Raw genomic sequence first — 26,937 nt, forward strand, 5'->3', positions numbered from 1 at the left:
GAAAGGTCCTTCACCATGTTCCGCTATGCCTTGCCCCTCGCATTGCCGGTCAGTCTGGCGTTTTTATTGTCTGCGTGCGGTCACGAAGAGGCGCCTCAAGTCACCGTCCGACCGGCCATGGTGGTGCAGCCAGAGCCGTCGACCCGGGTGGTGGAAAGCTTCCCCGGTGAGGTCCGTGCGCGTTTCGAACCGGAGCTGGCGTTTCGCATTGGCGGCAAAGTCAGCCGACGACTGGTCGAGGAAGGGCAGCGGGTCAAGGCTGACCAGCCACTGGCGGAGCTCGACCCTCAGGACGTGCGCCTGCAGCTGGAAGCCACCCGCGCCCAGGTCGCCGCCGCCGAAGCCAATCTGAACCTGGTGCGCACCGAGCGCGATCGCTACAAAACCCTGATGGACCGGCAGATGGTCAGTCGTTCGCAGTACGACAATGCCGAAAACCTGTTCCGCTCCGGTGAAGCCCGCCTGAAGCAGATCAAGGCCGAGTTCAACGTCTCGACCAACCAGGCCAGCTACGCGGTGCTGCGCGCACCCCAGGACGGCGTGGTGGCCAAGCGTGCGGTGGAAGTCGGGCAAGTCGTGGCGGCGGGGCAAACCGTGTTTACCCTGGCCACCGATGGTGAGCGCGAGGTGTCGATCAGCCTGCCGGAACAGAGCTTCGGCCGGTTCAAGGTCGGCCAGCCGGTGTCGGTGGAACTCTGGACCCAACCCGATCAACGTTTCGCCGGGCGCATCCGTGAGTTATCCCCGGCAGCCGATCCGAAATCGCGCACCTTCGCCGCGCGCATCTCATTCACTGGCGGCAAGGTGCCAGCCGAACTCGGCCAAAGTGCCCGGGTGTTCGTGCAGGCCGCCGACGTGGTGACGCTGTCCGTACCGCTTTCGGCGCTGACCGCGGAAAACGGCGCGACCTATGTCTGGGTCGTCAGTGCCAATAACACCTTGAAGAAGACCCCGGTGCGGATCGGTGCTTTCGGCGAGAAAACCGTGCCCGTGCTCGAAGGCTTGAACGCCAGTGACTGGGTGGTGGCGGCCGGTGTCCATGTGCTTCTCGAAGGGCAGCAGGTGCGCCCCGTGGATCGCTCCAACCGCGTGGTCAATCTGGCGGACAAGGAGTAATCCCCGATGGGTTTCAATCTCTCCGCATGGGCGTTGCGTAATCGCCAGATCGTCCTGTTCCTGATGCTGTTGCTGGCGGTCGTGGGAGCACTTTCCTACACCAAGCTCGGCCAAAGCGAAGACCCGCCGTTCACCTTCAAGGCCATGGTGATCCGCACCCTCTGGCCTGGGGCGACGGCCCAGGAAGTGTCGCGCCAGGTCACCGAGCGCATCGAAAAGAAGCTGATGGAAACCGGCGAATACGAGCGCATCGTCTCGTTCTCCCGCCCCGGCGAATCCCAGGTGACGTTCATTGCCCGGGATTCCATGCATTCGGTGGATATTCCCGAGCTGTGGTACCAGGTCCGCAAGAAAACCAGCGATATTCGCCACACCCTGCCACCGGGTGTTCAGGGACCCTTCTTCAACGATGAATTCGGCACTACATTCGGCAACATCTACGCCTTGACCGGCGAGGGTTTCGACTACGCGGTGCTCAAGGATTACGCCGACCGCATCCAGATCCAGCTGCAACGGGTCAAGGACGTGGGCAAGGTCGATCTGCTCGGGCTACAGGACGAGAAGATCTGGATCGAACTCTCCAACGTCAAGCTCGCCACCCTCGGCCTGCCCCTGGCGGCAGTGCAGCAAGCGCTCGAGGAGCAGAACGCGGTGTCCACCGCCGGCTTCTTCGAAACCACCAGCGAGCGCCTGCAGCTACGGGTTTCGGGGAATTTCCAGACCGTCGACGAGATCAGGAACTTCCCGATCCGCGTCGGCGATCGCACCTTTCGGATCGCCGATGTGGCGAATGTTCGGCGTGGTTTCAACGATCCACCCGCGCCGCGCATGCGCTTCATGGCCGAAGATGCCATCGGACTGGCCGTGGCCATGAAGGAGGGTGGCGACATTCTGGTGCTGGGCAAGGCGCTGGAAGTCGAGTTCGCCAGGATCCAGAAAAACCTTCCGGCCGGCATGCAGTTGCGCAAGGTCTCCGACCAGCCCGCAGCGGTGAAAACCGGGGTCGGCGAGTTCGTTCAAGTGCTGGTGGAAGCCCTGGCCATTGTGCTGTTGGTGAGCTTCTTCTCCCTCGGCGTGCGTACCGGCATGGTGGTCGCCTTGGCGATTCCGCTGGTATTGGCGATGACCTTCGCCTGCATGTATTACCTCGGCATCGGCCTGCACAAGATCTCCCTCGGCGCGCTGGTGCTGGCCCTGGGGCTGCTGGTGGACGACGCGATCATCGCCGTGGAAATGATGGCGATCAAAATGGAGCAGGGCTTCGACCGGATCAAGGCCGCCAGCTATGCCTGGACCAGTACCGCGTTCCCGATGCTCACGGGCACGCTGATCACTGCGGCTGGCTTCCTGCCGATTGCCACCGCGCAATCGGGCACCGGTGAATACACCCGCTCGATCTTCCAGGTGGTGACCATTGCCTTGCTGGCATCGTGGATTGCCGCCGTGGTGTTCGTGCCCTATCTGGGGGAAAAACTCCTGCCGGACCTGGCGAAAATTCATGCGGCCAAACACGGGACCGGCGACGGTCAGACCGACCCCTACGGTACGCCGTTCTATCAGCGGGTCCGGCGTTTGGTGGAGTGGTGTGTGCGCTGGCGCAAGACCGTGATCCTGCTGACCGTGGTCTTGTTCATCGGCTCCATCGTGCTGTTCCGCTTTGTCCCACAGCAGTTTTTCCCGGCGTCGGGGCGTCTTGAGTTGATGGTCGACCTGAAACTGGCCGAAGGCGCTTCCCTGAGCAACACCGCCGACGAGGTCAAGCGCCTTGAAGCGCTGCTGAAGGATCACGTCGGTATCGACAATTACGTGGCCTACGTCGGCACCGGTTCGCCGCGTTTTTACCTGCCGCTGGATCAGCAACTGCCGGCGGCGAGCTTCGCCCAGTTTGTGGTCCTGGCCAAGACCATCGAGGACCGCGAACCCCTGCGTACCTGGCTGATCGAAACCCTCAACGAACAATTCCCGGCCCTGCGCTCGCGGGTCACGCGGCTGGAGAACGGCCCGCCGGTCGGCTATCCGGTGCAGTTCCGGGTCACTGGCGAGCACATCGATGAAGTCCGTGCGCTGGCGCGCAAAGTCGCGGCCAAGGTTCGTGAGAACCCCCACGTGGTCAACGTCCACCTGGACTGGGAAGAGCCGAGCAAAGTGGTGTACCTGAACATCGATCAGGACCGCGCCCGGGCACTTGGCGTGAGCACGGCCAACCTGTCGAAGTTCCTGCAAAGCTCCCTAACCGGTGCCAGCGTCAGCCAGTACCGCGAAGACAACGAACTGATCGAGATCCTGCTGCGCGGCACCGTGCATGAACGCACCGAGCTTTCGTTGCTGCCGAGCCTGGCGGTGCCGACCGACAATGGCCGCAGCGTGGCGCTGTCGCAGATCGCCACCCTGGAATACGGCTTTGAAGAAGGCATCATCTGGCACCGTAACCGCCTGCCCAATGTGACAGTCCGCGCCGATATCTATGGCAAGGAACAGCCGGCGACCCTGGTGCAACAGATCATGCCGACCCTCGATCCGATTCGCGCCGAACTGCCGGACGGCTATCTGCTGGATGTTGGCGGTACCGTGGAAGATTCGGCCCGGGGGCAGAATTCGGTGAAGGCTGGAGTGCCGTTGTTCATTGTGGTGGTGCTGACCTTGCTGATGCTGCAATTGCGCAGTTTCTCGCGCACGGTGATGGTGTTTCTCACCGCGCCGCTGGGGTTGATCGGGGTGACCTTGTTCCTGATGGTGTTCCGTCAGCCGTTCGGGTTCGTGGCCATGCTCGGGACTATCGCCTTGTCCGGGATGATCATGCGTAACTCGGTGATTCTGGTGGACCAGATCGAGCAGGATATCGCTGCGGGGCTCAAGCCGTGGCAAGCGATTATCGAGGCCACTGTGCGGCGGTTCCGGCCGATTGTGTTGACGGCGCTGGCGGCGGTGCTGGCGATGATTCCACTGTCGCGCAGTGTGTTTTTCGGGCCGATGGCGGTGGCGATCATGGGGGGGTTGATTGTGGCTACGGCGCTGACGTTGTTGTTTCTTCCTGCGCTTTATGCGGCTTGGTTCCGGATCAAGAACGAGTCGGTTTAATCTTTTGGACTTGGCGGCCTTTGGGCCGACCAGGTTCTTGTTGGTTGAGTACATATCCGTTGCTGCGGTAACGGCCGCCTATGGTTTCGCCCTGACGGTCGACTCCCTTTGGCAAACGCCCCAAAGGAAGCAAAGGTCTCGCCCCAGCGTCCGGCCCCTCGCTAAGGCTCGGCGTTCCTTCGCTCCGGTGTCCATCCGGGGACACTACCCGCAGGTTGGCTTCGCGACGACCTACATGCAGCGTGTTCGACTGCGTCGAACGGCGCTGCGCGCCACTCCCCGGATGAACACCTCCACTCAGCCTCCCGACGGGGCGGGTGGATCAAGATCAAAAGCTGCAGGCGAGCTAACGCTCGGCCTGATGAGTGGTGAGAAGCGAAAGGAGTACACCGATCCAATGTAGGAGCTGGCTTGCCAGCGAAGGCGGCCTGACAGCCAATCAATTTCTCGCATATGCCAGTGGGCTTTTTGTGAATAACCGTCGTCCTGTCAGGCCGACCGAATCAGGGTCTTCGCTCCTACACCTATCTCAGACTTGTCCGATATTGAGAGCAGAAGAGCAAAATGCTCTACTCAAAACTCAGTTTCATGAGTTTTTGAGACAGCACCAATGAAAAAGCCACCCATCCTGAAAGGCCGATCCGACCCGGTATTCGACCTGTTGGCGCGATCGCCCCACAAGGAGCGTCTCTCGGACTACCTCGCCCTTCTCAAACCGATGGACGATCAGGGGCGTTACCTTCCCTTCGATGAATTGCGCTACCGCTGGGCGCCGGGGCTGGATTCGAACCTGTGCTGGGCCCTGGTCAAGAAAGCCCGGACCGCCCAGTACGCAAGCCTTCTCCCGTTGGGCGAGCCGATCCAGTGGGGCAAGTTTATGCTGACGCCACTGGCGCAAAAGGCGATTTCCATTGTCGACCGACAAGCAACAACTGCCGCGCTGGAATACATGACCAGCCAGATCGGTGAGCATGCGCACTTCAGTTATCTGCTCAACGATTTGATCAAAGACGAAGCCATCAGCAGCAGCCAGCTCGAAGGCGCGGCAACCACCACCCGGGTGGCCAAGGACATGCTCAAGCGCAAGCGCCTGCCGCGTACGCCGGATGAGCGCATGGTGATCGGCAATTACAAGATGATGAACTTCGCTTGGGAGAAGCGTTATGAACCCTTGAGTCTCGAACTGATCACGGCGATGCATCGCGTCGGTGTGGAAGGCATTGATGACCCGCAATATTCGCCGGGGGATTTCAGGGGTAACGATGACGTGGTGGTGCAGGATGGCGAAGGTAACACCGTCCATGCGCCACCCCCGGCAGCGGGACTCGCTTCACGATTGCAGATGCTGGCGAAGTGGATCAATCAGTCCCACAACGACCCCGATCACGCGGATTACCTTCATCCGATGATCAAAGGCATCGCGCTGCATTTCGCGCTGGGCTACGAGCATCCTTTTCGTGATGGCAACGGCCGGGTCGCGCGCGCGTTGTTTTACTGGTTCATGTTCAAGAATGACTTCTCGGCCTTTCGTTACATCGCGATCAGCATTTTGCTGCGCAACGCGCCGGTAAAGTATGGACGCTCGTATCTGAATACCGGAGCCGATGAGCTGGACCTGACCTATTTCATCGATTTCCAGTGCTCGGTCATCCTGCGGGCTGTCAGCAGTTTTACCGAGGCTTATCGTAAAAGCCTGGCCTATGCCGAAAGCTTCGATCGATGGCTGTTGGCGTCAGGCTTTTTCGACCAGCTCACCGAGAAACAGCGAGCCGTGTACCAAGTGGCCAAGAGTGGCATGGCCAAGGAGTTCACGGCGGTCAACGTGAAGGAGAATCTGGATTGCTCCTACAACACCGCGTCGGCAACCTTGAACGGGTTGGTCGATTTGAAGGTGTTCGAGAAAAGGAAAATGGGACGCGAGTGGGTGTTCTTTCTGCGGGCTGCATCGACGACCTGAGTCATTGTGGTGCTGTATCGCCCAGGTGGAAGTAGCGTTCCAGCTCTTCACGACAGGGCACATCGACATAACGACCAAAGCTGTCGCGCTGCTCTTGGGGCAGAAAGCCGAGCGGCATTGATCACAGCACCTCGGCGCAGAAAACGGCGGGCGTGACGATTCGCGTGCGTTCGATGTGCCCGCGTTGCAAGAGGCCTGCACGGCGATCACCGGTCACCAGGTAGTCCGCATCACCTGCCAGCGCCATTGCCAGCAGAAACGACTCATCCGGGTCATCGGCTTCGAGCTCGATGGTTAGACGCTCCAATACCACCGCCCGCTGCAGTCATAGCCCCGACTTTGGCGGGTTGCAGGATGGCCTGGCGCTTGGGGTAGCGGCTGGCTCGACGGATTTCATCGAGTTGCATCCGCGAGGTGACGACCTCGAAGCGAGCCGCCCGCCAGGCGCGGTAAATCGCATCGGGAGCACCGTGCGGCGAGATCAGGGCGCTGAACAAAATGTTGGTATCCAACACTACCCGCATCAGCGCTTACGTGCCCACTGGAGCGCTTCATCAATCGCTTCGGTCAATTCTGACTCACTCAAATGGGCGTTGTCGGCCTTGGCCTGCTTGGCGGTCAGCTCCAGGATGTGTGCCTGCACGGCTTCCTCGATGAAGCGCGACAGGTCGCCTTTGCGGCCACCACCTTGGCTGGCCAGAAACATGCGAAGGGACTGGTCGGTGTCGGCCGAGACAGCGACATTCCAGCGAATCATGTTCATGGGAATTCTCTGCTAATAGGTGTTTGTGCGCTTATGTGTTTAAACGCCAGTTGCAGCAGGCTGTGCAACGGTCCGATCAAGCCCCCTACACAGGGGGCGTGTGACAATTAGAGCGTACCGAACACTTTCTTCGCCAAACTGGTCGCCGCCGCCGCAGGGTTCTGGCGAATGGTTTCTTCCTGTTTGCCGATCATCTCGAACAAACCGTTCAATGCCTGCTCGGTGACATAGCTTTCGATGTTGGCATTCTTCGCATCCAGCACGCCCAGTGTTGCAGCCTGGCCCGCGAACGAGTTGTACTGCTTGGCCAGTCCAACCTGGTCGGTGGCTTGCTTGACGATCGGCAGGAACTTGACGCGGATCTGTTCGCGGCTGCTTTTGCTCAAGTACTGCGTGGCGGAGTCATTGCCGCCGCTGAGAATGCCCTTGGCATCGGCCACGCTCATTTTTTTCACTGCATCGACCAGGATCGGCTGGGCCTGGGTGACGGCGGATTCAGCGGCCTTGTTCATGCTGGTTTCCAGTTGATCGACCTGGGCGCCCATGCCGAACTGTTTCATTTTGCTGGCGACTTTGCCCAGACTGCCCGGCAGTTCGATTTTCACTTCAGGGTTGTTGCTGAAGCCCCCAGGCGTGCCCAGCTGCTTCACGGCCAGTTGCGCGCCCTGGGTCAGGGCATCTTTCAGGCCGCCGGTGGCGTCCTTTTGCGACAGGTCGCTGAGCGACAGCGCCAAGGCGCTGGCGCAGAACATCAAGCCTGCGCACAGACCGGCAAGACGAAGGGTAGGGCGGAGCATGGGGGCTTCCTTGTTCGAAAGAATTAGCGGACGGCGTGGACGCGGATTTTCAGCGATTCCGGGTCGCTGCCATCAAGCTGTACGAGGTGTTGTTCGGTGGTGCTATACAGCAGTTTGCCATTCACCTCGATCCGCGCGCTGACCGAATAACTATGGCCGGGTTTGACCTGCGCCGGATCGAAGTTCAATTGGAACGGCAGCGGCACCTGGCCTTCGACCGGTCCTTTCTGTTCGTCAAGGACCACGGCGGGGGCGTCGGCCTGGGACACGTCCTGCAGGCTGACGCTCAAGGTGGCGCTCGGTGGCAGGGCGATGCGTTGCAGGTAGTACACTTCGCCGGTCAGCTTGGGTTCAGCGGCCGGTTGTATCAACTGACAGGCACCCAGCAGGGTGGCGATGGCCAATAGAGAAAGTTTTTTCATCGCAGAGCTCCATATTTAAGGTGTCGCCATAAGCCTTGGCGCCTGAGGGAATTTAGTCGGTCTTCGCCACAAGCGCGACCTGATCCGCTGCATCTTCACTGCGATGCAGCGCCACCTGACGGATCGACAAACGAATCTCCGCCGGCAATACCCGCTTCGCCGCGCCTTCGGCCAGCTCACCGAGCAGTTCGTGATAGCCCAGCTTGCCGGCTTCATCGCGCTTGAGCACGTCGAGGTCGAGCATAGTCTGGATGAAGTGGCGGAACAGGCTCTTGTCGAAGAATTCCGGGGCGTTCAGGCCATGGAGGATCGACAGGCGCTGGGCCATGACCGTGCACAGGTCTTCCAGGTCTTCGGCAGTGACGCTGTTCTGGCCGCTGTTGAGCAGCAGGGACACGGTCATGTAGAAGCGTTGCAGGGTCTGGGCGATGCTTTTCGACAGCAGCGTCAGCAGCACGAAATGCCGCGAACTCGGTGCCGGACGCAGGTAGACGTCGTTCTCGAATCGCAGCAGGCCTTGCTCGACGAACGCCTCGAGCCACTGATCGATCACCGCATCCAGTTCGTCCAGCGGCCAGCGAATGAACAGCTCCGCTTGCAGGTACGGATACAGCGCGCGGGTGTAGCGCAGGATCTGCTCGCGGCTCATGCGCGACGCGCTCTGGAAGAAGCTCGCCAGCAATGATGGCAGGGCGAAAATGTGCAACACGTTGTTGCGGTAGTAGGTCATCAGGACGGCGTTCTGCTCGTCCAGATACAGAATCTTGCCCAGGGCATCGCTCTGTTCGGACAGCAGGTTCATGTCCTTCACATGCTCGATCAGCGTCCGCCCGTCACCTTCCGGCAGGGTAGTGTGCGGTGAGTACGGGACTTTGCGCAGCAGTGCCAGGTACAGGTCGAGTACCCGCGACATGGCGCGGTCCAGTGCCAGGCGGCTGGTGGAGAGCAGCGCCAGGGCCACCAGGTTGACCGGGTTGATTGCCGCGGCTTCGTTCAGATGCTGCGCGACTTTCTGACCGAGACGGTGGGTGGTTGCGTTGAGCCAGGCCGGTTTGAACTGCGGGCCTAGCGCCTGTTGGCGCCAATCCGGCTGTTCGCTGTCGAGGAATTGCGCCAGTTTGATCGGCTCGCCGAAGTTCACCGCCACCTGGCCGAAACGTTGCTTGAGTGCACCGATGACTTTGAAAATGTCGAAGATCGATTCTTTCTTCTTGCTCGCGCCACGCAGCTCGCCGAGATAGGTCCGGCCTTCCAGTACGCGCTCGTAACCGATGTACACCGGAATGAACACGATGGGCATCCGCGACGAGCGCAGGTAGCTGCGCAGGGTGATCGCGAGCATCCCGGTTTTCGGCTGCAGCATGCGCCCGGTGCGGGAGCGCCCGCCCTCGACGAAGTACTCGACCGGGAAGCCTTTGGTGAACAGGGTGTGCAGGTATTCGTTGAACACCGAGGTGTACAGCGGGTTGCCCTTGAAGGTACGGCGCATGAAGAATGCACCGCCGCGCCGCAACAGGCCGCCGATCAGCGGCATGTTGAGGTTGATCCCGGCGGCGATGTGCGGCGGGGTCAGGCCGTTGCGAAACAGCAGATAGGACAGCAGCAGGTAGTCGATATGGCTGCGATGGCACGGCACGTAGATCACTTCGTGACCCTGGGCGACTTGCTGTACGCCTTCGATGTGGTTGACCTTGATTCCGTCGTAGATCTTGTTCCAGAACCAGCTCAGTACCACTTCCAGGAAGCGAATTGCGGTGTAGGTGTAGTCCGAGGCGATTTCGTTGCCGTAGCGCAGGGCCTGGGCCTTGGCTTTCTCCGGGGAGATGTTTTCGCGTTCGGCTTCGTCGAGGATCGCTTGCCTGACCAGGGGCTGATTGAGCAGGCCCTTGACCAGATTGCGCCGGTGGGAGATGTCCGGGCCGATCACTGCGGCTTTGAGGTTGCGCAAATGCACCCGCAGAATCCGCTGGGCCATGCGCACGGTGCGTTCGTGGCCCTTGTTGTGATCGATCAGCTCGCGCAGGTGGATTGGCGCCGAAAACTGCACGCGGGTCTTGCGTCCCAGCACGATGATGCTGAGCAACCGACGCAGGCGCCCGGTGACCGCCCAGCTGTCGGCGAACAGCAGTTTCCACGGGCTCGATTCGCTGTCCGGCGACTGACCCCAGAACACGCTGACCGGAATGATTTGTGCGTCTTCGGCGGCGTTCTGGCTCAGGGCGCTGACCAGGCGGGTCAGGGTCGGTGGCGCCCCGCGTTTGTCCTGGCGCCCAAGCCAGTCGGGCGCTGGCGTCAGGTAGAAAAATGCGGCGGGTTCCACCAGGTTGCCCACCGAGACCGGCAGTACCGGGCGGGGCAGACCGGCCTTGCTGCACTCGGTATCGACCACGGCGAGGTCGGTCTGCGAAGGATTTTGCAGGACGTAGAACACCGGACGGCTGCGGTCGAGGTTGAGGGTGAGCGACGATTGGTTGATCGTCTCCGAGCGAACCCAGAGGTACAACAGTCGGCGCAGGGTGCCAAACACAAGACGGCGGAGCGGGGAACGGGTCATACGGCTTCTGCGTGAGTGGTTGAAACCGAGCAAATGCTCGGGCGGCCAATAGTGTGCCGTATTCACTGAAAATCGGCAAAAAAGCGGCAAAGTAAAGTTGAGTTGAGAGATTTCGCGACTGTCATATACTCGGCCGCTCAACAATAAAAAGAAGAGGACTGTTTTATGGCTACTCGCGAAACCGGCAATGTGAAGTGGTTCAACGATGCCAAGGGGTATGGCTTCATTCAGCGTGAGGACGGGGTGGATGTGTTCGTGCACTACCGTGCGATCCGCGGGGAGGGGCATCGCTCGCTGGCGGAGGGTCAGCAGGTTGAGTATGCGGTGGTGACGGGTGAGAAGGGCTTGCAGGCCGAAGACGTCGTCGGCTTGTAATGCGGTCCATGTAGGAGCTGGCTTGCCAGCGAAAGCGGTGTGTCAGTCAGACCGCGTCGCCAGGTTCGCCAGCAAGCCGGCTCCTACAGGTTTGCTGTGTTGCGGGTTACGCGGTTTTCCAGGTGATTTCTTCTTCACCATCGGCGCTGATGCGCATCCAGCGATCCGCCGTCTCTTCACCTTCTTCCTCGACCCAACTGCCCGGTGCGCAACGCACTTCAACATTCAGCGCGGCAAACGCGGCGCGGGCGCAGGCGATGTCGTCTTCCCACGGTGTCTGGTCGCTTTCCAGGTACAGGCTGTTCCACTTGCCTACCGCTTTTGGCAGCCAGGTCACCGGCACGCTGCCGGCCTTGCACTTGTAGGTCTGGCCTTTCTGCACCCAGTCGGTACACGGTCCCAACGCTTGGCCGAGCCAGGCCGCGATGGCCTTGTAGTCGACGTCGGCGTCTTTCAGGTAAATCTCGATATCGGGTTGGCGCATGGATGTCCTCACTGCGGGTCTGAAAAATCCATTCGCGGATTTAGCCGGCCTCGAGCCGTTGCTCAAGACCAAAATTATTGAAGTACGAAGTAATCGTAGCGCATCGAAACAGTGACCTCGAAAGGCTCCACTTGCTCGATGACAGCCGCCCGGCGTTCCGCACTGGCGCGCCAGCCGTGGGGCGTCATGGCCAGCAGGTTCGCACGGTCCTGACCCTTTTCCAGGGTCAGTTTGAACTCCAGTGTTTCACTGTGTTGCAGGGTCATGCCTTCCGGCACCAGGGCCAGATGCTTGTCATCCGTGTACTCACGGACTTCGTCGTACAGCCGCTCGCGCAACTCCATCAGATGGCCGCTGGTCGGCCCGACCTTCATCAAGCCGCCGCCGGGGCTAAGCAAACGCTTGGCTTCCGCCCAGTCCAGCGGGCTGAAGACGCTGGCGAGAAACTGGCAACTGCCGGAGGCCAACGGCACCCGCGCCATGCTGGCGATCAACCAGGTCAGCTGCGGGTTGCGTTTGCAGGCGCGCTTGACCGCTTCCCGGGAGATGTCCAGCGCGTAACCATCGGCGTTGGGCAGGGCCTCGGCGATTTGCGCGGTGTAGTACCCTTCGCCACAGCCGATGTCCAGCCAGCGCTGCGGTGCATACCCGGCGGCCAGCTCTGCCAGGCGCCTGGCCACCGGCGCGTAATGGCCGGCGTTCAGGAAATCGCGGCGGGCTTCGACCATCGCCAGGTTGTCCCCGGGGTCGCGGCTGTTCTTGTGCTGCACCGGCAGCAGGTTCAGATAACCCTGGCGCGCACGGTCGAAACGATGCCCGGCGGGGCAGGCCACGCCGTTGTCCACCGCGTTCAGCGGTTCGCTGCAGATCGGGCAGGCCAGCATCAGGCGAGCAACTTGATCAGGGTCTGGTAGTAGATGTCGGTCAGCACGTCGAGGTCGGCGGCCAGCACGCGCTCATTGACCTGATGGATTGTCGCGTTGACCGGGCCCAGTTCAACCACTTGCGTGCCCATGGTCGCAATGAAACGTCCGTCGGACGTGCCGCCACTGGTAGAGGCCTTGGTGTCGCGGCCGGTGACGTCCTTGATGCTCGACGCGACGGCATCCAGCAACGCGCCCGGCTCGGTCAGGAACGGCAGGCCGGACAGTGCCCAGTCGATGTGCCAGTCCAGGCCATGCTTGTCGAGGATGTCGGCAACGCGCTTTTGCAGGCCTTCGACGGTCGACTCGGTGGAGAAGCGGAAGTTGAACACGGCCACCAGGTCGCCGGGGATCACGTTGGTCGCGCCGGTGCCGGAATTGACGTTGGAGATCTGGAAGCTGGTCGGCGGGAAGAAATCGTTGCCGTGGTCCCAGTGCTCGGCGGCCAGTTCGGCCAGCGCGGGCGCAGCGAGGTGGATCGGGTTCTTCGCCAGGTGCGGATACGCCACGTGGCCCTGAACCCCGCGCACGGTCAGTTTGGCGCCAAGGGAGCCGCGACGACCGTTCTTGACCACGTCACCGACCAGCGTGGTGCTCGACGGTTCGCCGACGATGCACCAGTCCAGACGTTCCTTGCGGGCGGCGAGGCGTTCGACCACCGCCTTGGTACCGTGATGCGCCGGGCCTTCTTCGTCGCTGGTGATCAGGAAGGCGACCTTGCCCTTGTGATCCGGGTAGTCGGCGACGAAACGCTCGGCTGCCACGGTCATGGCGGCGAGGCTGCCTTTCATGTCCGCCGCGCCACGGCCGCAGAGCATGCCATGTTCGTCGATCAGCGCGTTGAACGGGTCGATCTGCCAGGCGGTGACCGGGCCGGTCGGGACCACATCGGTGTGGCCGGCGAAACACAGCACCGGACCTTCGTGTTTGCCGTGGGTCGCCCAGAAGTTATCCACATCTTCGATGCGCATGGGTTCGAGCGCAAAACCGGCATCGCCCAGGCGCTGCATCATCTGCTTCTGGCAATCGGCGTCGACCGGCGTCACGGAGGGACGGCGGATCAGGTCGATGGCGAGTTGAAGGGTCGGCGAAAGGTCGGCGTGGGCCGTCATGGAAAACTCCGGAAAACTTGAATATGGGCGCGGTTTAAATGTGGGAGCGGGCTTGCTCGCGAATGCGGTGTGTCAGTAAGCATAAATGTTGATTGTTACACCGCATTCGCGAGCAAGCCCGCTCCCACAGGTTTTGAGTACAGTCAGAAAGACCGTACATCACGCCAAGGCCTGCAAAATGGCGGTTATCTTAAAGCAAAACGGCAGCCATTGGCCGCCGTTTAGTGCATCCGCAGCGATTTAGACCGCTGGTAGCGGCTCGGCTTCGACCGACGGTTTCGGCAGCGAAGACAGGAACGCCATGATCAGCGCGGCCAGGTACGGCAGCGACTGCACCAGCAGCATGGTCACCCAGAAGCGCATGTCGTTGCTCGGCATACCGTTCACCAGGAAGATCCCCAGTGCCGCACCCCACAACAGCAGCATGATGAACACTTCTTCCCGCGCTTCCGAAATCGCCACCCAGAAGCCGTGGTTGTCGGCGTTTTTCGGGGTGCGGAAGAACGGAATGCTGCTGGTGAAGAAGCCGTACAGCACCGCCTTGGCGATGGTGTGCGACAACGCCAGCCCGGCCAGTGCCGCGCAGAACGCATCCTTGAGGTTGACCCCCACCGCACGACGGTAGAGGAAGATGATCTTGCCGACCTTGAACACAAACAGCGCCAATGGCGGGATCGCGAAAATCAGTAACGGCGGATCGACCCGTTGCGGCACGATGATCATCGCCGCCGACCACAACAGCGCGCCGACGGTGAAGAAGATGTTCATGCCGTCCGCGACCCACGGCAACCAGCCCGCGAGGAAGTGGTAACGCTGGCCGCGGGTCAGTTCGGTGCCTTTGCCGCGCAACAGGCTGGCGGTGTGACGCTTGATGATCTGAATCGCGCCATAGGCCCAGCGGAACCGCTGTTTCTTGAAGTCGATAAAGGTATCGGGCATCAGGCCTTTGCCGTAGCTGGTGTGGTAATACGCCGCCGACAGGCCTTTTTCGAACACGCGCAGGCCCAGCTCGGCGTCTTCACAGATGCACCAGTCGGCCCAGCCGAGCTCCTCGAGCACCGAGCGCCGGGTCATGGTCATGGTGCCGTGCTGGATGATCGCGTCACGGTCGTTGCGGGTGACCATGCCGATGTGGAAGAAGCCTTTGTATTCGGCGTAGCAGAGCTTCTTGAAGGTGCTTTCGTTCTGGTCGCGATAGTCCTGCGGCGACTGCACCACGGCGATTTTCGGATCGGCGAAGTGCGGCACCATGTGCTTGAGCCAGTTCGGGTCGACGCAGTAATCCGAGTCGATCACCGCAATGACTTCGGCATCCTTGGCGGTGTGCGGAATCAGGTAATTCAGCGCGCCGCCCTTGAAGCCGGCCAAGGGTGCGACGTGGAAGAACTTGAAGCGCGGGCCGAGGGTTGCGCAATAATCGCGCACCGGCTCCCAGACGGCCGGGTCTTTGGTGTTGTTGTCGATGATCAGGACTTCGAAGTCCGGGTAATCGAGGTTGGCCAGGGCGTTGAGGGTCTGTTTGACCATCTCCGGCGGCTCGTTGTAGCAAGGCACGTGAATCGAGACTTTCGGTCGATAGTCCGAATCGCCCACTACGGGCAGGAATTCGCGTCGACGCTTGTGGGTCCAGACTGCTTCGGCCAGTTCGTGGGCCTCGGTCAGCAGCACGATAAACACCCCGAGCGCGCCGAGGGCGAGCAGGAACCCCACCGTCAGGCTGAACCAGGTGCTGTATTGCAGGCTGTAGTCGTAACCGATCCACACCAGCACCGAACCGCAGAGGAACGCGATGAAGGTCAGGAAGGTGCGGCCGCGTTGACGCAGGGCCGAGCCGTCGATCATCAACAGGGTAAGGGACAGCAGGGCCAACACCACCGAACCGACAGCCAGCACCCGCCATTGCGGAATCGCGACGACCGGTCCTTCAAAATTGAATTTCTGCTGGCGTGCGGCGTTGAAAACGCCCCAGTAGGCGCCCACCGAACCTTCGTCACTGGCTTTCCACGGTTGGTCAAACGCTTCGATCACGAAGTAGTTGAAACCCTGGCGATTGAGTTTGTTGACCAGCGTGCGCAGGTAAATCGCCTGGTCTGCCGGAGACGCATCGGCGCCGCCGCGCATGCGGCCGTTGCTCGGCCAGCCAACCTCCGACAGCAGCAGCGGTTTTTTCGGGAACATTTTTTTCAGGTCCCGGGCGCGATCGAGGACAAACTGCCCGGATTGCTCCATCGGCACGTGTTCCCAGTACGGCAGCACGTGCGCGGCGATCAGGTCGACGTGCTTGGCCAGGCTCGGGTTTTCTTCCCAGACGTGCCATTGCTCGGAGGTGGTCACCGGCACTTTCACCGCCGCGCGGACGCGATCCAGGATAATGCTGAGCTCCGGGGCGGTAATTTCCTTACGGAAGATCGCCTCGTTACCGACCACCACGCGTACCACGCTGCGCGAGCTGTTGGCGATTTCGATCGCACGCGTGATCTCGCGCTCGTTGCGCTCCTCGTCTGGACTGATCCAGATGCCGAGGGTGACCCTCAGGCCGAATTCTTCCGCCAGTTTGGGGATGTTTTCCAGGGTGCCATCGACCGAGTAAGTACGGATGTTGTCCGTCAGCTTGCTCAGGATCTCCAGATCGCGACGCATTTCATCGTCGGTCGGGTACTGCTCTTTCTGCGGGTACTGCCCTTGCTGGAAGGGCGAGTACGAAAAGCCGGAGATCTGTTCGGGCCAGTTGGGGGCGGTGACCGGGCGGTTGATCAGCGCCCAGAAGCCGGTAAACAAGGCAGCGATGGCGAGCACCACCACCAGGTTGAGTCCAAATTTACGCGATGACATAGCTATTTCGGGTTCCAAAGGCTGTGGAACTAAGGACCGGTTGGCGGGAGCCAAGGGGCGCGCATCCTACACCGGGCGTTCCTTGAGCGTACAGCTGACAAGGAAATGCCCTACATTTGGCAATCCAACTCGCCTTAAGTTCTTTCGTTTGCCTTCGTAAGTTAATTCTCCGTTCTGTGTAGTCTGATTGACGAGATTAAGACGCCGTTCATAGTCCCAAGATGCTCTTGGCCGTCTTCGGCCCTATAATGCGCGCCGGTTTTTGGGGTAATGGTCATGAGTACAGAAGATCCACGGTTTGCTGGCATCGCCCGGTTGTATGGCATCGAAGGCCTGGAGCGCTTGCGCGCGGCCCATGTGGCGATCGTCGGTGTCGGCGGCGTCGGCTCCTGGGCGGCGGAAGCCGTTGCGCGATGTGGTGTGGGCGAAATTTCGCTGTTCGACCTGGACGATGTCTGCGTCAGTAACGCCAATCGTCAGCTGCACGCGCTGGACAGCACCGTCGGCAAGCCCAAGGTCGAGGTGATGGCCGAGCGCCTGCGCGGGATCAACCCGGACTGCACGGTGCACGCGGTGGCGGATTTCGTCACCCGCGACACCATGGCCGAGTACATCACGCCGAACATCGACTGCGTGATCGACTGCATCGACAGTGTGAATGCCAAGGCGGCGCTGATCGCCTGGTGCAAACGGCGCAAGATCCAGATCATCACCACCGGCGGCGCGGGCGGGCAGATCGATCCGACGCTGATCCAGGTGTGCGACCTGAATCGTACGTTCAACGATCCGCTGGCCTCGAAAGTACGCTCGACCCTGCGCCGCGATTACAACTTCTCCCGCACCGTGACCCGCCATTACAGCGTGCCCTGCGTGTTTTCCACCGAACAGCTGCGCTACCCGAAGCCGGATGGCAGCATTTGCTTGCAGAAGAGTTTTGTCGGCGATGGCGTGAAGCTCGACTGCGCCGGCGGGTTTGGCGCGGTGATGATGGTGACGGCGACGTTCGGCATGGTCGCGGCGACCAAGGCGGTGGACAAGATTGTGGCTGGGGTGCGGCGGCCGGCGGATCGCGTTAAACCTGAGGTTTGATGCTGATCGTTCCCACGCTCCGCGTGGGAACGCCTCAAGGGACGCTCCGCGTTCCAGCTCTCGAAAGGGACGCGGAGCGTCCCGGGCTGCATTCCCACGCAGAGCGTGGGAACGATCAGTCAGGCGGCGAGTTCTCGCATTCGCTGTAGCACTGCATTCAAGCCATTACTGCGCGAAGGCGACAGCTGACGGCTCAGTCCAAGCTGGTTAAACCACTCCGGCAAATCCACCTGTTGCAACTCGGCCGCCGACAATCCATTAACCCGCGCCAGCAACAACGCCACCAACCCGCGAATCAACCGCGCATCGCTGCTCGCGGCGAACTGCCAGTGGCCATCCTGCAATACGCCCACCAGCCAGACCTGACTTTCACAGCCGTGCACCCGGTTGGCTTCGACTTTATCCACATCGCTCAACACGGGCAGTCGATCGCCCCACTGCATCAGCAGCCGCGCCCGTTGTTCCCATCCGGCGGCAGCCTTGAAGGTTTCGAGCGCAGCAACCGCATCGGCCGGCAAACTCATCGCAACAACTCCAGCGCCTGATCCAGCGCTTCAAAGAACCGCTCCAGGTCTTCGGAGTTGTTGTACAGCGCCAACGACACCCGAATCGCCCCGGCCAGTTCCAGGCTTTTCAACAGTGGCATAGCACAGTGATGGCCAGCACGTACGGCAATCCCCTGTTCCGTTAGCAGATGTGCCAGATCGGAGTTATGCACACCCTCGACAACAAAACTGACCAGCGCCAACTGCGGTTTGCCCAGCAGGCGGATGCCGGTGCGCGCCTCAAGGCCCTTGAGCAAGTAGTCATGCAGCGCCGCTTCGTGGGCGGACACGGCTTCCTGATCGAGCCCGGCCAGGTAATCCAGGGTCGCCCCCAGGCCGATCACGCCGGCAATCGGCGGGGTACCCGCTTCAAAACCCAGTGGCGCCGGGCGGAAGCGGGCGTCGTGATAACTGGCATCCATCACCATTTCACCGCCAAACTGCCAGTGGCGCAGCTGCTCCAGCGCTTTATCGCGCCCGAACAGCACGCCGAGGCCTTCGGGGCCATAGAGCTTATGGCTGGAAAACACATAGAAGTCGCAACCCAGCGCCTGCACGTCATGTCGACCATGGACTACGCCTTGGGCGCCATCGACCACGGTCAATGCGTCGTGTGCCTGGGCCATCGCCAGCAGTTCGGGCAACGGCTGCCAGGCACCGAGCACGTTGGACAGCTGACTGACTGCCAGCAGGCGGGTTCGTGGATTGATCAACTGCGCAGCGGCATCAAGATCAATCAAGCCACTGGCATCCAGCGGCAGGATCACCAGCTTCAGGTCGCGACGGTGGGCCAGTTGCTGCCATGGCAACAGATTGGCGTGATGCTCCAGGGCACTGATGACGATTTCATCACCTGGATTGAACAGGTGTTCCAGGCCATAGGCCAGGAGGTTCAGCGCGGAAGTCGCGCCGTGGGTAAAGATGATCTGCCCGCAATCGCCGGCATTGAGCCATTGGGCGACCTTGCGGCGGCTGTCCTCGAACGCCTGGGTAGCATGGGCGCCGGGCAAGTGTTGTGCCCGATGCACGTTGGCCGCGCCGTTGGCGTAGTAATGCGCCAGGGCATCCAGCAGGGCTTGGGGTTTTTGCGTGGTGGCGGCGTTGTCCAGATAGGTCTGGTCTTGCCGTTGCAATGCGGCGATGGCCGGAAAATCGGCGCGCCAGGGAGAGGGAATCATCATGCTATGGGGCCCTGGTGAACATGGGCGGGTGTACGCCTTACCTATTGTGGGAGCGAGGCCAGCCCGCGAAGGGGCCCTTGAGGCCGCCAAAAGCTTCGCGAGCAAGCTTCGCTCCTACAGGTGATCGTGTGCCGTTGCCGGCAGCAACGCGGCTTAGTTGTGAGCGTGCAGCGCTTCGTTCAGTTCGATGGCCGATTTGTGGGTTTTGCATTCCACGGCACCGGTCTGCGAGTTGCGGCGGAACAGCAGGTCCGATTGGCCGGCCAGTTCACGGGCTTTCACCACTTGCACCAGCGCGTTGTTCTCGTCCAGCAATGCCACCTTGGTCCCGGCGGTGATGTACAGGCCCGACTCAACGGTGTTGCGGTCGCCCAACGGGATACCGATACCGGCGTTGGCGCCGATCAGGCAGCCTTCGCCGACCTTGATCACGATGTTGCCGCCGCCCGACAGGGTGCCCATGGTCGAGCAACCGCCGCCCAGGTCCGAGCCCTTGCCGACGAATACGCCCGCGGAAACACGACCTTCGATCATGCCCGGGCCTTCGGTGCCGGCGTTGAAGTTGACGAAGCCTTCGTGCATCACGGTGGTGCCTTCGCCGACATAGGCGCCCAGGCGCAGACGTGCGGCATCAGCGATACGCACACCGGCCGGCACTACGTAGTCGGTCATTTTCGGGAACTTGTCCACCGAGAACACTTCCAACAGCTCGCCACGCAGGCGGGCTTCCAGTTGACGTTCGGCCAGTTCGCCAAGGTCGATGGCGCCCTGGCTGGTCCACGCCACGTTTGGCAGCAGCGGGAAAATCCCGGTGAGGTTCAAACCGTGCGGCTTCACCAGGCGATGGGACAGCAAGTGCAGCTTGAGATAAGCCTCAGGCGTGGAAGACAATGGTGCATCTTCGGCCAGCAGGGTTGCGACCAGCGGCTTGTGGCTTTCGGCCAGGCGGGTGAGCAGCGCGGCCTGGACAGCGTCGACGCCTTTGAGCGCGTCGGCCAGTTGCGAAGCCTGGGCGATGGTGAAGGCGATGGCCTGGTTGCCTTCGGTGTAACCCAGGATTGGCGCAACGGCGGCGATCAGTTCGGCCGACGGGTTGAGCAGTGGCTGCGCGTAAAACACTTCCAGCCATGCGCCTTGACGGTTTTGAGTGCCGACACCAAAGGCCAGGCTGAACAGGGTAGTGGACATGTAAATACCTCTAAAAATTGAACGGGCTGCCTTACTTGAGTGCTGCCGCGTAGATATCTGGCTTGAAGCCAATCAGGGTTCGGTCACCGAGATCCAGCACCGGGCGCTTGATCATCGAGGGTTGTGCGAGCATCAGTTCGATAGCCTTGCGCTGGTCGAGATCGGCTTTGCGTTCGTCGTCGAGCTTGCGAAAGGTGGTGCCTGCACGGTTCAACACCACTTGCCAACCGTGCTCGTCGCACCATTGGGTCAGGTGTTCACGGTCGATTCCGGCCGTTTTGTAATCATGAAAGTCATAGCTGACAGCGTGTTCATCGAGCCAGGTGCGCACCTTTTTCATGGTGTCGCAGGCTTTGATGCCGAAAAGGTGCAACGTTTTACTTGAAACGGTCAAGGAATTGCCCCCTTTGCAGGTGCTGGAAATTAAAGGTGAAGGATTATGCCATGACCGGACGGTTTCGCGTCGGCTGTGGTTGTTTTGGATTCTGTAGGAGCAAGCTTGCTCGCGATGAGCCTGAGAACACCGCGGGGTGACAGGCTTGTCGCGTTATCGTTAACGACCTTCGTCGGAACGCCGCCCGGAGCAAGCTCGCTCCTACAGAGGGCGGTGTGACGGTGTGCGACATTGGTGTAAGGGTCGGGGATCAGTCCAAGCGGCTAATATGGCACTTTAATGCTGTCGATTGTCCGGGAACCCTGTTTTATGCAAACCGCCTACACCGTCCTGATCCTGTTGATGCTGGTCAGCGTTTCACGCCTTGTCGGACGGGTGATTCCGTTACCGTTGCCACTGGTGCAAATCGCCGCGGGTGCCTTGCTGGCCTGGCCGACCCTCGGGCTGCATGTGGCGCTGGATCCCGAATTGTTTCTTTTTCTGTTCTTGCCGCCGCTGCTGTTTTCCGACGGTTGGCGCATGCCCAAGCGTGAGTTGTGGCGTTTGCGCGGACCGATCCTGACCCTGGCCGTCGGCTTGGTGCTGTTCACCGTGGTCGGTGCCGGCTATTTCATCCATTGGTTATTGCCCAGTGTTCCGCTGCCGGTGGCGTTTGCCCTGGCGGCGGTGTTGTCGCCGACGGATGCCGTGGCGGTCTCGGCGATTTCCCAGAACCGCTTGCCGGCGCCACTGATGCACATGCTGCAGGGCGAAGCGCTGATGAACGATGCCTCGGGCCTGGTGACCTTCAAGTTTGCCTTGGCGGCGGCGGTGACGGGCGTGTTCTCGCTGGCCAACGCCAGTGTGACCTTTGTCCTGGTCGCGGTCGGCGGCCTGGCTGTCGGCGTTGCACTGAGCTGGCTGGTGGGGCGCTTGCGGTCCTGGATGATCGCCCGTGGCTGGGATGACCCGGCGACGCACGTGGTGTTCATGTTGTTGCTGCCGTTTGCGGCTTATGTGCTGGCCGAGCGACTGGGTGCATCGGGCATTCTGTCGGCGGTGGCGGCGGGGATGATGCAAAGCTGGCTCGATCTGCTGCCGCGCCAGACCAGTACCCGCCTGCTCAATCGCAGCGTCTGGTCGTTGCTGGAGTTTGCCTTCAATGGCCTGATTTTCCTGCTGTTGGGCCTGCAGTTACCGGACATCATCAAGGCTGTGGCCAGCCATGAAACCTCGTTGTGGCCGACATTGCTCTACCGCTGCCTGGACGTGGTGGCGATTTTCCTGGTGCTGCTGGTGTTGCGGTTTGTCTGGGTGCAGAGCATCTGGCGTTTGTCGATTGTGCTGCGACGCTGGCGCGGCAAGAGCGAAATGACCCAGGTACCGACGGCGCGCTCCTGCTGGTTGCTCACGGTTGGCGGCGTGCGCGGAGCGGTGACGCTGGCGGGTGTGATGTCCGTGCCGCTGTTGATGGGCGCACAGGCCTTTCCTGAGCGGGATCTGCTGATTTTCATCGCTGCCGGAGTGATTCTGTTGTCGCTGGTCGCCGCCTGTATCGCCTTGCCGCTGTTACTGCGCGGTATCGAGAAAAGCCCGGATGACAAGCGTCGCAATGAAGTGCGCGACGCCTGGCGCAAGACCGCCGAAGCGGCGATTCACGCGCTGGAATCCGAAGAAGCCAATCCTCAGGATGCGGCGCAGGCGGCGTTGGCGGTGGAGCTCAAGGCGCGGATCATGTCCGAGTATCGGCATCAGCTGGAGGTGTTCAACGATTCGGCGGAAGCCCAGGCGCTGGCGTTTCAGATGGACTTGCTGGAGCGGCGTCTGCGCCTGAAGGCGCTGCGGGCGCAACGCCTGGAGTTGTATCAGCTCAGCCGCCAGCACCAGATTGGCGATGACGTATTGCGGGAGGTGTTGGCTGACCTGGACTTGAGCGAAGCCAACCTCGGCCAGGTGAAATAACGCCTGTTTTTGTAGGAGCGAGCTTGCTCGCGATGGTCTTTAACGATAACGCTTGCAACCTGACAACCCCGTGGTGTTCTCGGGTTTTTCGCGAGCAAGCTCGCTCCTACATTAGTGGGCCAATTCAGCCCCTCTCCTTCCGGCGTTGGATAAAGGCGCGGATTCGCTCTGCGGCTTCAACACATTCGGCCAGCGGCGCAACCAGCGCCATGCGCACACGCCCGGCTCCCGGATTGGCGCCATCAACGTCCCGGGACAGATAAGAGCCCGGCACGACCGTCACATGCTCTTCGACAAACAGATCACGGCAGAAGGCCTCGTCATCGCCCTCCACGTTTGGCCACAGGTAGAAACCGCCGTCCGGGCGCTGCACATCCATCACCGGGCTGAGAATCGCCAGCACCGCATCATATTTCTCGCGATACAGCGCACGGTTGGCCCGTACATGCACTTCGTCATTCCACGCGGCGACGCTGGCCAGTTGGGTCTGAACCGGCATCGCGCAGCCGTGGTAGGTGCGGTACAGCAGGAAGCCCTTGAGAATGTCGGCGTCACCGGCGACAAAGCCCGAACGCAGGCCCGGCAGGTTGGAGCGCTTGGACAGGCTGTGGAACACCACGCAGCGCTTGAAATCCTTGCGCCCCAGTTCCACGCAGGCGCTGAGCAGGCCGGCGGGTGGGGTTTGTTCGTCGAAATACAGTTCGCTGTAACACTCGTCCGCAGCAATCACGAAGTCGTGTTCGTCGGCCAGGGCGATCAGTTTTTTCAGGGTTTCAACCGGGATCAAGGCGCCGGTCGGGTTGCCCGGCGAGCACAGGAACAGGATCTGGCAGCGTTTCCAGATGTCCGCTGAAACCGCATCGAAATCCGGGTTGAAGCCGTTTTCATCCAGGCACGGCAGGTAGTGCGGCTTGGCCCCGGCGAGGAACGCCGCGCCTTCGTAGATCTGATAGAAGGGGTTCGGGCTGACCACCAGGGCGTCGTCGCCACGGTTGACCACGGTCTGGGTGAAGGCAAACAGCGCTTCGCGGGTGCCATTGACCGGCAGCACGTTGCGCGCCGGGTCGAGCCAGCCGTTCGGGACGCCGAAGCGACGTTCGCACCAAGACGCGATGGCCTCACGCAGGGCGGGGATGCCCAGGGTGGTCGGGTAGACGGCCATTTGATCCAGGTTGCCGGCCAGGGCTTCGGCGACAAAGCTTGGCGAACGGTGCTTCGGCTCGCCGATGGACAGCGCGATAGGGCGCTTGTCCGGGTTTGGCGTGACGCTGCCGAGCAAGGCGCGGAGCTTCTCGAACGGGTAGGGCTGCAACTGGTTCAGAGCGTTGTTCATCGATGGATCTCGTTCGGTTTGGGAGCCGACAACCCCCTGTAGGAGCTGGCTTGCCAGCGAAGGCGGTGGGTCAGACACCAACTGTGTCGCGTGACACGACGCCTTCGCTGGCAAGCCGGCTCCTACAGAAGAGCAGGCTGTGGTGAGTTCATATGGTCAGTCGCGACAACGCAATCCCGGGTTCATTACTGACCGTCAACTGTTCGACGATCGCATCCTGCAACCGGCTGCACAGCAAGGGGTCGGACAACGGATGGTTGTTCGCATCGGTGATGAAGAACACGTCTTCCACGCGCTCGCCCAGGGTGGCGATCTTGGCGTTCTGCAGCGACAGGTCGAATTCCAGGAAGATCGTGCCGATCCGTGCGAGCAACCCCGGGCGATCCGGAGCGCTGAGCTCCAGCACGGTGACCGGACGCTGGGCGTCGTTGTGGATCGTCACCTGGGGCGCAAACGCGAAATGCTTGAGCTGGCGCGGCACCCGACGCTGAATGATGGTCGGGTAGTCGTCCGGATTGCGCAGGGCTTCGGTCAGGCCGTCGCGGATCTGCTTGACCCGCGCCGGGTTATCGCCGATCGAGTCGCCGTCGGTATCGAGCACGATATAGGTGTCGAGGGTGAACTGGCTGCTGGAGGTGATGACCCGGGCGTCGTGGATGTTCAGGTTGAGCTGGTCCATCGCGGCCACGGTCACGGCGAAGAAGTCGTGCTGGTCCGGTGCGTAGATGAAGATCTGCGTGCCGCCCTCGAACTCGCGCTGGGTGGTTTCCTTGATCAGCACCAGTGGCCCGCCGTCGGCTGGTTGCTGGAGGATCGCGTCGCTGTGCCAGGCCACATCGCCGGCGGTGTGACGCAGGAAGTAGTCGTCGCCCAGTTGCGACCAGAGTTGCTCGACGTCGTCCGGATCGGTGCCGCCGCGCACCAGGATGTCCAGGGCGGCGCTCTGGGTCTGGCGGATCTGTTCTTCGCGGTCCACCGGGTTTTCCAGGCCTCGGCGCAAGGCCCGCTTGGTCTCGGTGTAGAGCTGGCGCAACAGGCTGGCGCGCCAGGAGTTCCATAGCGTCGGGTTGGTCGCGTTGATGTCGGCGACGGTCAGCACGTACAGATAGTCGAGGTGGGTTTCGTCGCCGACGGTCTGCGCGAAATCGTGAATCACCTGCGGGTCGGACAAATCCTTGCGCTGGGCGGTGGTCGACATCACCAGATGATTCTGCACCAGCCAGACAATGAGGCGGCTGTCCCAGACCGGTAACTGGTGGCGCTGGCAAAAGGCTTCGGCATCCACCGCGCCGATCTCCGAATGGTCACCATGACGGCCCTTGCCGATGTCGTGGTACAGCCCAGCCAGGTAGATCAGCTCCGGCTTGGGCAGCTTGCCCATGAGCTTGCTGGCCAGCGGGAATTTTTCCGACACCTGGGTGTACTGCAACTTACGCAGGTGCTTGATCAGGTTCAGGGTGTGGGCGTCGACCGTATAGATGTGGAACAGGTCGTGCTGCATTTGTCCGATAATGAAGCCGAACTCCGGCAGATAACGGCCGAGGATGCCGTAGCGGTTCATCCGGCGCAGGTTGCGATGGATGCCGATCTTGCACTTGAACAGCTCGATGAACAGGCTGGTATTGCGAATATCGTTGCGGAAGTCGTCGTCGATCAGGTGCCGGTGTTCGCGCAGCAGACGAATGGTGTCGGCGCGTACGCCCTTGATCTCCGGTTGCTGCGCCATCAGCACGAAGATTTCGAGCATGGCGAAGGGCGTACGACGGAATACGTTGTCGTTGCGCGCCTCGATATAACCGTCGTGCAGCTGGAATCGCGAGTTGATCGGCTGCGGCGGCGCCTGGTCCTGCGGCGCTAGAATGACTTCTTCGAAGTGCTGGATGATCAGGTCGCTGAGCTGGGCAATGCTCATCACCACCCGATAATACTGTTGCATGAAGTTTTCAATGGCTTGCTTGGCGTCATCGCCTTTGAAACCCAGCAGCCCGGCAATGGTGCGCTGGTGATCGAACAGCAGGCGGTCTTCGCTGCGGCCGGCGAGCATGTGCAACGCATAACGTACCTTCCACAGAAACTCCTGGGAGGAGGCCAGCAGGGCATTTTCGCTCTCGACCAGGAACCCTTCCCCGGCCAGCGCCCGCAGGTTCAGGGTGCCGTACTCGCGGCGGGCCATCCAGAGAATCGTCTGGATATCCCGCAGGCCGCCGGGCGACCCTTTGACGTTGGGTTCCAGGTTGTATTCGGTGTCGTTGTACTTGTGATGCCGGGCCTTCTGCTCGGCGCGCTTGGCCAGGAAGAAATCCTTGCTCGGCCACATGTGCGCGGTGCTGGTGACGTCCAGCATGCGCTGGCGCAGGCGCTCGGGGCCGCAAATGGTTCGGCTTTCCATCAGGTTGGTGACGACCGTCAGGTCGGCGCGGGCTTCCACGGCACACTCGTCTACCGAGCGAACGCTCTGGCCGACTTCCAGGCCGATGTCCCACAGCAGCGTCAGAAAACGCTCGATGGAATCCCGGAAAATTTCGTGATCGGCGCTGTCCAGCAGGATCAGCAGGTCGATGTCGGAGTAGGGATGCAATTCGCCGCGACCGTAGCCACCGACCGCGACCAGGGCGATGTCGGCGTCTTCGCTCCAGTCGAACTGCTCCCAGGCCTTTTGCAGGATGTTATCGACGAACCAGGCGCGATCCTCGATCAGCCGGCGAATCTCCCGGCCGCCGCGAAAGCGCCCGTCGAGCACCTCGCGGGCCTGGCGGATCGCCTTCTTGAAGGCCGCGATCGGACTTGCCTTCAGGGCCAGTTCCGCCTGGAACTGGCCGCGGTCGAAGAGTTCTGGATCCACCTGCGGCATCG

21 protein-coding genes and 1 pseudogene are annotated in these 26,937 nt (G+C 61.3%); 6 read left to right on the forward strand and 16 right to left on the reverse strand.

Going from position 1 to position 26,937, the window contains the following annotated elements; genetic code table 11:
* Nucleotides 1-15: 15 nt before the first annotated feature.
* From F8N96_RS08700 to F8N96_RS08715, 3 genes are all read left to right on the forward strand, one after another.
* Nucleotides 16-1,116 (forward strand): efflux RND transporter periplasmic adaptor subunit, encoded by a 1,101-nt coding sequence (locus F8N96_RS08700; RefSeq protein WP_150797454.1) that lies wholly within the window; start codon nucleotides 16-18, stop codon nucleotides 1,114-1,116.
* Between the two features lie 6 nt (nucleotides 1,117-1,122).
* The gene (locus F8N96_RS08705; protein WP_150797455.1) at nucleotides 1,123-4,194 is read left to right on the forward strand and encodes an efflux RND transporter permease subunit; all 3,072 of its coding nucleotides are present in this window, start codon (nucleotides 1,123-1,125) and stop codon (nucleotides 4,192-4,194) included.
* 610 nt (nucleotides 4,195-4,804) lie between these two features.
* The gene (locus tag F8N96_RS08715) at nucleotides 4,805-6,151 is read left to right on the forward strand and encodes a Fic family protein (RefSeq protein ID WP_150797456.1); all 1,347 of its coding nucleotides are present in this window, start codon (nucleotides 4,805-4,807) and stop codon (nucleotides 6,149-6,151) included.
* A 1-nt stretch (nucleotide 6,152) separates the two neighbouring features.
* Here F8N96_RS08715 and F8N96_RS35335 read toward each other — a convergent pair whose 3' ends face one another.
* The 6 genes and pseudogenes from F8N96_RS35335 to plsB all read right to left on the reverse strand — a co-directional run bounded on the left by F8N96_RS35335 (nucleotide 6,153) and on the right by plsB (nucleotide 10,687).
* On the reverse strand, nucleotides 6,153-6,269 hold the full coding sequence (locus F8N96_RS35335) for a DUF4158 domain-containing protein (protein WP_224789506.1): 117 nt from the start codon (nucleotides 6,267-6,269) through the stop codon (nucleotides 6,153-6,155).
* A 3-nt stretch (nucleotides 6,270-6,272) separates the two neighbouring features.
* A pseudogene (locus F8N96_RS08720) lies at nucleotides 6,273-6,675 on the reverse strand (putative toxin-antitoxin system toxin component, PIN family).
* Complete coding sequence (locus F8N96_RS08725) at nucleotides 6,675-6,914, reverse strand: ribbon-helix-helix domain-containing protein (RefSeq protein ID WP_150797457.1); 240 nt, start codon at nucleotides 6,912-6,914, stop codon at nucleotides 6,675-6,677. The pseudogene F8N96_RS08720 and the gene F8N96_RS08725 overlap by 1 nt, the downstream one beginning before the upstream one ends.
* A 107-nt stretch (nucleotides 6,915-7,021) precedes the next feature.
* Nucleotides 7,022-7,711 carry a DUF4197 domain-containing protein gene (locus tag F8N96_RS08730; protein WP_150797458.1) on the reverse strand — a complete coding sequence of 230 codons (690 nt, stop codon included), beginning with the start codon at nucleotides 7,709-7,711 and terminating at the stop codon, nucleotides 7,022-7,024.
* A gap of 23 nt (nucleotides 7,712-7,734) precedes the next feature.
* Nucleotides 7,735-8,133 (reverse strand): YbaY family lipoprotein, encoded by a 399-nt coding sequence (locus tag F8N96_RS08735; RefSeq protein WP_150797459.1) that lies wholly within the window; start codon nucleotides 8,131-8,133, stop codon nucleotides 7,735-7,737.
* Between the two features lie 52 nt (nucleotides 8,134-8,185).
* Entirely contained in the window at nucleotides 8,186-10,687 is a 2,502-nt protein-coding gene (plsB, locus tag F8N96_RS08740) for a glycerol-3-phosphate 1-O-acyltransferase PlsB (RefSeq protein WP_150797460.1), read from the reverse strand.
* A 165-nt stretch (nucleotides 10,688-10,852) separates the two neighbouring features.
* On the opposite strand from plsB, the gene F8N96_RS08745 reads away from it, so the two are divergent.
* Nucleotides 10,853-11,062: a cold-shock protein gene (locus F8N96_RS08745; RefSeq protein WP_010462862.1), complete on the forward strand. Its 210-nt coding sequence runs from the start codon at nucleotides 10,853-10,855 to the stop codon at nucleotides 11,060-11,062.
* A gap of 106 nt (nucleotides 11,063-11,168) precedes the next feature.
* On the opposite strand, the gene F8N96_RS08750 is transcribed toward F8N96_RS08745, so the two are convergent.
* The 4 genes from F8N96_RS08750 to F8N96_RS08765 form a co-directional block, all read right to left on the reverse strand.
* Nucleotides 11,169-11,546 (reverse strand): hypothetical protein, encoded by a 378-nt coding sequence (locus F8N96_RS08750; RefSeq protein ID WP_150797461.1) that lies wholly within the window; start codon nucleotides 11,544-11,546, stop codon nucleotides 11,169-11,171.
* 74 nt (nucleotides 11,547-11,620) lie between these two features.
* Nucleotides 11,621-12,430 carry a putative RNA methyltransferase gene (locus tag F8N96_RS08755; RefSeq protein ID WP_150797462.1) on the reverse strand — a complete coding sequence of 270 codons (810 nt, stop codon included), beginning with the start codon at nucleotides 12,428-12,430 and terminating at the stop codon, nucleotides 11,621-11,623.
* Nucleotides 12,430-13,581 carry a succinyl-diaminopimelate desuccinylase gene (gene dapE / locus F8N96_RS08760; protein WP_150797463.1) on the reverse strand — a complete coding sequence of 384 codons (1,152 nt, stop codon included), beginning with the start codon at nucleotides 13,579-13,581 and terminating at the stop codon, nucleotides 12,430-12,432. The genes F8N96_RS08755 and dapE overlap by 1 nt, the downstream gene beginning before the upstream one ends.
* 240 nt (nucleotides 13,582-13,821) lie before the next feature.
* The gene (locus tag F8N96_RS08765) at nucleotides 13,822-16,413 is read right to left on the reverse strand and encodes a glycosyltransferase (RefSeq protein WP_150797464.1); all 2,592 of its coding nucleotides are present in this window, start codon (nucleotides 16,411-16,413) and stop codon (nucleotides 13,822-13,824) included.
* Between the two features lie 276 nt (nucleotides 16,414-16,689).
* Between F8N96_RS08765 and tcdA the strand changes: the two genes are divergently transcribed.
* Complete coding sequence (gene tcdA / locus F8N96_RS08770; protein WP_162493643.1) at nucleotides 16,690-17,502, forward strand: tRNA cyclic N6-threonylcarbamoyladenosine(37) synthase TcdA; 813 nt, start codon at nucleotides 16,690-16,692, stop codon at nucleotides 17,500-17,502.
* 119 nt (nucleotides 17,503-17,621) lie between these two features.
* Here the strand turns inward: tcdA and F8N96_RS08775 are convergent, their stop codons facing one another.
* The 4 genes from F8N96_RS08775 to F8N96_RS08790 form a co-directional block, all read right to left on the reverse strand.
* A complete protein-coding gene (locus tag F8N96_RS08775; protein ID WP_150797465.1) occupies nucleotides 17,622-18,026 on the reverse strand; it encodes a SufE family protein in 405 nt (134 codons plus the stop codon).
* The gene (locus F8N96_RS08780) at nucleotides 18,023-19,228 is read right to left on the reverse strand and encodes an aminotransferase class V-fold PLP-dependent enzyme (RefSeq protein ID WP_150797466.1); all 1,206 of its coding nucleotides are present in this window, start codon (nucleotides 19,226-19,228) and stop codon (nucleotides 18,023-18,025) included. The genes F8N96_RS08775 and F8N96_RS08780 overlap by 4 nt, the downstream gene beginning before the upstream one ends.
* Nucleotides 19,229-19,381: 153 nt before the next feature.
* Nucleotides 19,382-20,416, reverse strand: coding sequence for a 2,3,4,5-tetrahydropyridine-2,6-dicarboxylate N-succinyltransferase (dapD, locus tag F8N96_RS08785; RefSeq protein ID WP_150797467.1), 1,035 nt, complete (start codon nucleotides 20,414-20,416; stop codon nucleotides 19,382-19,384).
* 31 nt (nucleotides 20,417-20,447) lie between these two features.
* Nucleotides 20,448-20,810 carry an ArsC family reductase gene (locus F8N96_RS08790; protein ID WP_224794083.1) on the reverse strand — a complete coding sequence of 121 codons (363 nt, stop codon included), beginning with the start codon at nucleotides 20,808-20,810 and terminating at the stop codon, nucleotides 20,448-20,450.
* Nucleotides 20,811-21,119: 309 nt separating this feature from the next.
* Here F8N96_RS08790 and F8N96_RS08795 point away from each other — a divergent pair, with 309 nt between their 5' ends.
* Complete coding sequence (locus F8N96_RS08795; protein ID WP_150797469.1) at nucleotides 21,120-22,751, forward strand: Na+/H+ antiporter; 1,632 nt, start codon at nucleotides 21,120-21,122, stop codon at nucleotides 22,749-22,751.
* Nucleotides 22,752-22,875: 124 nt separating this feature from the next.
* Here F8N96_RS08795 and dapC read toward each other — a convergent pair whose 3' ends face one another.
* Both dapC and F8N96_RS08805 read right to left on the reverse strand, forming a co-directional pair.
* Nucleotides 22,876-24,084 (reverse strand): succinyldiaminopimelate transaminase, encoded by a 1,209-nt coding sequence (gene dapC, locus F8N96_RS08800; RefSeq protein WP_150797470.1) that lies wholly within the window; start codon nucleotides 24,082-24,084, stop codon nucleotides 22,876-22,878.
* A gap of 148 nt (nucleotides 24,085-24,232) precedes the next feature.
* Nucleotides 24,233-26,935, reverse strand: coding sequence for a [protein-PII] uridylyltransferase (locus F8N96_RS08805; RefSeq protein WP_150797471.1), 2,703 nt, complete (start codon nucleotides 26,933-26,935; stop codon nucleotides 24,233-24,235).
* Nucleotides 26,936-26,937: the final 2 nt, after the last annotated feature.

This window comes from Pseudomonas fluorescens (assembly GCF_902497855.1).
Lineage (GTDB): Bacteria > Pseudomonadota > Gammaproteobacteria > Pseudomonadales > Pseudomonadaceae > Aquipseudomonas > Aquipseudomonas fluorescens_BI.

What these genes read in the sequence shown, in the direction of transcription:
- F8N96_RS08700 (WP_150797454.1), top strand. Translation starts at nt 16, where the DNA reads ATGTTCCGCTATGCCTTGCCCCTCGCATTGCCGGTCAGTCTGGCGTTT.
- F8N96_RS08705 (WP_150797455.1), top strand. Translation starts at nt 1,123, where the DNA reads ATGGGTTTCAATCTCTCCGCATGGGCGTTGCGTAATCGCCAGATCGTC.
- F8N96_RS08715 (WP_150797456.1), top strand. Translation starts at nt 4,805, where the DNA reads ATGAAAAAGCCACCCATCCTGAAAGGCCGATCCGACCCGGTATTCGAC.
- F8N96_RS35335 (WP_224789506.1), bottom strand. Translation starts at nt 6,269, where the DNA reads ATGCCGCTCGGCTTTCTGCCCCAAGAGCAGCGCGACAGCTTTGGTCGT.
- F8N96_RS08725 (WP_150797457.1), bottom strand. Translation starts at nt 6,914, where the DNA reads ATGAACATGATTCGCTGGAATGTCGCTGTCTCGGCCGACACCGACCAG.
- F8N96_RS08730 (WP_150797458.1), bottom strand. Translation starts at nt 7,711, where the DNA reads ATGCTCCGCCCTACCCTTCGTCTTGCCGGTCTGTGCGCAGGCTTGATG.
- F8N96_RS08735 (WP_150797459.1), bottom strand. Translation starts at nt 8,133, where the DNA reads ATGAAAAAACTTTCTCTATTGGCCATCGCCACCCTGCTGGGTGCCTGT.
- plsB (WP_150797460.1), bottom strand. Translation starts at nt 10,687, where the DNA reads ATGACCCGTTCCCCGCTCCGCCGTCTTGTGTTTGGCACCCTGCGCCGA.
- F8N96_RS08745 (WP_010462862.1), top strand. Translation starts at nt 10,853, where the DNA reads ATGGCTACTCGCGAAACCGGCAATGTGAAGTGGTTCAACGATGCCAAG.
- F8N96_RS08750 (WP_150797461.1), bottom strand. Translation starts at nt 11,546, where the DNA reads ATGCGCCAACCCGATATCGAGATTTACCTGAAAGACGCCGACGTCGAC.
- F8N96_RS08755 (WP_150797462.1), bottom strand. Translation starts at nt 12,430, where the DNA reads ATGCTGGCCTGCCCGATCTGCAGCGAACCGCTGAACGCGGTGGACAAC.
- dapE (WP_150797463.1), bottom strand. Translation starts at nt 13,581, where the DNA reads ATGACGGCCCACGCCGACCTTTCGCCGACCCTTCAACTCGCCATCGAC.
- F8N96_RS08765 (WP_150797464.1), bottom strand. Translation starts at nt 16,413, where the DNA reads ATGTCATCGCGTAAATTTGGACTCAACCTGGTGGTGGTGCTCGCCATC.
- tcdA (WP_162493643.1), top strand. Translation starts at nt 16,690, where the DNA reads ATGAGTACAGAAGATCCACGGTTTGCTGGCATCGCCCGGTTGTATGGC.
- F8N96_RS08775 (WP_150797465.1), bottom strand. Translation starts at nt 18,026, where the DNA reads ATGAGTTTGCCGGCCGATGCGGTTGCTGCGCTCGAAACCTTCAAGGCT.
- F8N96_RS08780 (WP_150797466.1), bottom strand. Translation starts at nt 19,228, where the DNA reads ATGATGATTCCCTCTCCCTGGCGCGCCGATTTTCCGGCCATCGCCGCA.
- dapD (WP_150797467.1), bottom strand. Translation starts at nt 20,416, where the DNA reads ATGTCCACTACCCTGTTCAGCCTGGCCTTTGGTGTCGGCACTCAAAAC.
- F8N96_RS08795 (WP_150797469.1), top strand. Translation starts at nt 21,120, where the DNA reads ATGCAAACCGCCTACACCGTCCTGATCCTGTTGATGCTGGTCAGCGTT.
- dapC (WP_150797470.1), bottom strand. Translation starts at nt 24,084, where the DNA reads ATGAACAACGCTCTGAACCAGTTGCAGCCCTACCCGTTCGAGAAGCTC.
- F8N96_RS08805 (WP_150797471.1), bottom strand. Translation starts at nt 26,935, where the DNA reads ATGCCGCAGGTGGATCCAGAACTCTTCGACCGCGGCCAGTTCCAGGCG.